3 protein-coding genes are annotated in these 3578 nt (G+C 37.6%); 2 read left to right on the plus strand and 1 reads right to left on the minus strand.

All coding sequences use genetic code 11. From position 1 onward, the window contains the following. The first annotated feature begins 75 nt into the window (after positions 1-75). Both HUN22_RS16060 and HUN22_RS16065 read left to right on the plus strand, forming a co-directional pair. A complete protein-coding gene (locus tag HUN22_RS16060) occupies positions 76-1044 on the plus strand; it encodes a threo-3-hydroxy-L-aspartate ammonia-lyase (protein ID WP_174731435.1) in 969 nt (322 codons plus the stop codon). Positions 1045-1158: 114 nt separating this feature from the next. Then, positions 1159-2070 (plus strand): ornithine cyclodeaminase family protein, encoded by a 912-nt coding sequence (locus HUN22_RS16065; RefSeq protein WP_174731438.1) that lies wholly within the window; start codon positions 1159-1161, stop codon positions 2068-2070. 59 nt (positions 2071-2129) lie between these two features. On the opposite strand, the gene HUN22_RS16070 is transcribed toward HUN22_RS16065, so the two are convergent. Continuing rightward, complete coding sequence (locus HUN22_RS16070) at positions 2130-2690, minus strand: TetR/AcrR family transcriptional regulator (protein WP_174731442.1); 561 nt, start codon at positions 2688-2690, stop codon at positions 2130-2132. Positions 2691-3578 lie beyond the last annotated feature (888 nt).

A 3578-nucleotide genomic window follows, 5' to 3' on the forward strand; every position in this document is an offset into this window, starting at 1 on the left:
GGTCAATACATTGTGTGTTGCTTGAGCAATAGCAAATCTTGCATCCGAAAACATTAAATAGAATTAGGTTTAATTATGACAAATTTAACCCTTCCAACTTATGAAGATGTCGCCGCCGCTGCTGAACGTATAAAAGGTTTTGCAAATAAGACTCCTGTTTTAACTTCACGTACTATGAACAATGAATTTGAAGCAGAAGTATTTTTTAAATGTGAGAATTTTCAGCGTGTTGGTGCTTTCAAATTTCGTGGTGCAATGAATGCTCTTTTGCAATTCAATGATGCTCAAAAAAAAGCGGGTGTGGTTGCTTTCTCTTCGGGAAACCATGCACAAGCGATTGCACTGTCAGCAAAAACTCTTAGCATTCCAGCCATAATCGTTATGCCCCAAGATGCTCCTGCTGCAAAAATGGCAGCAACGCGAGAGTACGGCGCCGATATTGTTGAATTTGACCGTTATACGGAAGATCGGGAAAAAATTGGAAAAGAGATCGCCGAAAAAAATGGTCTAACCTTAATTCCATCTTATGACCATCCGCATGTAATTGCGGGTCAAGGAACAGCAGCAAAAGAGTTATTTGAAGAAGTTGGTGAATTAGATTACCTGTTTGTATGTTTAGGCGGTGGCGGTTTATTAGCAGGTTCTGCCCTGTCTGCTCGCCATCTCTCTCCGAACTGTAAAATATATGGGGTTGAACCTGCTCTAGGAAATGATGGACAAATGTCTTTTAGAAAAGGGGAAATTATTCATATTGATACACCTCAAACAATTGCAGATGGTGCTCAAACTCAATATTTAGGCAAATTAACATTTCCTATTATTCAAAAGAATGTAGATGACATTTTGACAGTAGAAGACGAAGAACTGATTAGCTGTATGAAGTTCTTTGCGGAAAGAATGAAGATGGTGGTTGAACCGACAGGCTGTCTCGGATTTGCTGCTGCACGTAATATAAAAAATGAATTAAAAGGCAAACGTATAGGCATCATTATTAGTGGTGGCAATGTCGATATTTCTAAATATGTAGAGTTTTTATCAGCTTAATAAAAGTCGCTATCTATCTATGGTGTCAGCTAAAACGTCATAGATAGATATTCAATATGCACATGTCTCTAGACTTAGTCGCGTTTTAATTTAAATAAACTTTTGGAGATGGTGATGAGATTTATTTCTGAGTCTGAATCTTCTGCTCTCATCAATCATGAACTGGCTTATGACGCCATTTACCAAGCTTTAATTGCTGCAACTCAACCAGACACAAAAAGCTTTTCTGTGGTGCATGGTCATGCATCCGATAGCAAAAATACATTTAGTGTTAAGTCATCGGCGACCCAGCACTTAGCTGGTCTTAAGGTTGGTTCTTTTTGGGAAGATAACCCTAAAAATGGTTTGCCTCGACATAATGCGCTGATTTTATTATTTAATCAGACCAATGGAAAAATGGCAGCAGCCATTGAAGCAGGTAAAGTGAATGCATTTCGTACCGCAGCGTCTAATGCGGTTGCAACTCATGTACTGGCAAGAAAAGATTCAAAAGTATTAGCCATATTTGGTACTGGAAATCAGGCTAAATATGAATGCGAGGCATTAGCGAGAATTAGAAATTTCGAACAGATTTTGATAGCAGGACGCGACTCAATTAAAGCTGAAAAAATGGCAGAAGACCTCAAACACTTAGGGATTAAAACTGAGGTTTCAGAAGCAAAAGAAGCCTGTGAACAAGCCGATATCATTGTGACCGCGACTTCCTCACACGCTCCTCTTTTTAAAGCAGAATGGGTCAAAGCTGGCACACATATCTCATCTATGGGGTCTGATAAACAAGGCAAACAAGAGCTTCCACCAGAGCTATTTCTACATAGTGGTTTATTCTGTGATCTTAATACTCAGTCCAAAGTCATTGGTGAATTTCAACATGCGCCTGAGTCTGCAACTTTAATCAATATCGGTGATGTACTTTTAGCAAATGCTCAAGGTAGACAGTCTCAGGAACAAATCACAATTTATGATAGTTCAGGGTTATCTATACAAGATTTATATATCGCTCAAAAAATTTTAGAAATTTCTTAATATTGATTATTTAACTGCATCGTTCAGGCAGATGCAGTTAAATTAAAACATCTTTCGTTTTAGCCACAAACCAACCCCGCCAAAAAACAATCCACCACCCTTTCTTGCTCGATTGCCTCATCCGAGCTTAAAAGCTGAATGATTGCGCCTTCAATCATATATAAAAATAATTTGGCATCCTGAAAAGTCACATCATTTTTCAGTGTTCTAAGCTGGCTATAGATTTCATTGATAAGCCACGTTCTATATCTCACTGCGACTTGATAGGCTTTTGGATAGGTCAGTTTCGTTTCAAAAATGGCTTTAAATAATAAATAGTACAGCCCTTCTACATCGCTATGTAAGAAGTAAAGTTTCTTTAATTGATCGATCACGTTGGTGCGGTTTACATGCTCAGCAATTGAAACCACTTTTTCTTTTAAGCGCTCTTTTTGTACGATCAGACAGATTTCGATAAACCGCTCTTTAGAATGAAAGTAGTTATAAAAGGTCGCTTTTGGAATTTGAGATTCTTTCACAATTTTGTCGATGCCCACGGTATGAAACCCGTAATGATGAAACAATACAATCGACTGATTTACAACTTTTATGGCACGCGTTGGGAGAACTAAATTTGGCATATTTTTACCTTTATAAATTCTTGTTGTTTCTAAACGAGATAATTTTTTGGGAGAAAAAGGCATAGCAAAGCCGTAAGACTGTGCTTGACACATCTCAAGTTTTATTGTTGATGCAAGTTTTTTGAGCCGTAATGACTTAAAGCCTGAAAACCCTAAAGGGCATCAAGCTGATAAATATGATTTAAGTTGTGTCGTTATAGCTTTTGGCAAAGGCTGCCAAGAAATTAAGAATGTGCAAAGCCAACTCCTTTTTATTGGGAGTTCTGCCAGACATTTATAGAATTATGGTGGCAGAACGGAAGAAGGTTGACAGACTAGTAATAACTCAAACTAGCACACCCGAGGGTGTCCCTCTCCCGTCCTACCGCTACGGGAAAGGAACGAGTAGCTACCACACACAAAACTATTCCTCAGAAGGAAAAGCTCTGATGCGGGAGTTATTATTCAGCCTGTCAAAGCCGGCTGGCAATGTGGCCAGCAGGCAAAGGATAGTGCTCTGCCCTTTAGCAGTCAAGCACACAAAATGACATTTGCTTTAATTTAGATCATTAAAAAGTCAGAATAAATAATGAATAAGTGATTGTTTAAGAGGGGTTTATAAAGGGGTTAAAAATATGTATTTTTGCGCTAAATAGCTTTCAAACTATTTCAACAATATTAGCTTGTACACATAAAGTTACTTATGCTGTAGTAGATCATAAAATCACTGTTTATTGACTACGGCAAACTTCTTAGCGATCTTTAAAGCACTAATTAAATAAATTGATGTTACAACTTCCTCATCAGAGGTGAGCTTCTTTTTAATTGAATGTAAAATCACAACAAGTTATAGAACCAATTGAGAAATAAATGTTCATTGAAATAATTAAAATTGCAACACCATACATT

The sequence above is a fragment of the Acinetobacter lactucae genome, from assembly GCF_013344765.1.
GTDB classification, from domain to species: Bacteria; Pseudomonadota; Gammaproteobacteria; order Pseudomonadales; family Moraxellaceae; genus Acinetobacter; species Acinetobacter lactucae_A.

Excerpts from the sequence above, each read along its gene's own strand:
- HUN22_RS16060 (WP_174731435.1), top strand. The coding sequence starts at position 76 with ATGACAAATTTAACCCTTCCAACTTATGAAGATGTCGCCGCCGCTGCT.
- HUN22_RS16065 (WP_174731438.1), top strand. The coding sequence starts at position 1,159 with ATGAGATTTATTTCTGAGTCTGAATCTTCTGCTCTCATCAATCATGAA.
- HUN22_RS16070 (WP_174731442.1), bottom strand. The coding sequence starts at position 2,690 with ATGCCAAATTTAGTTCTCCCAACGCGTGCCATAAAAGTTGTAAATCAG.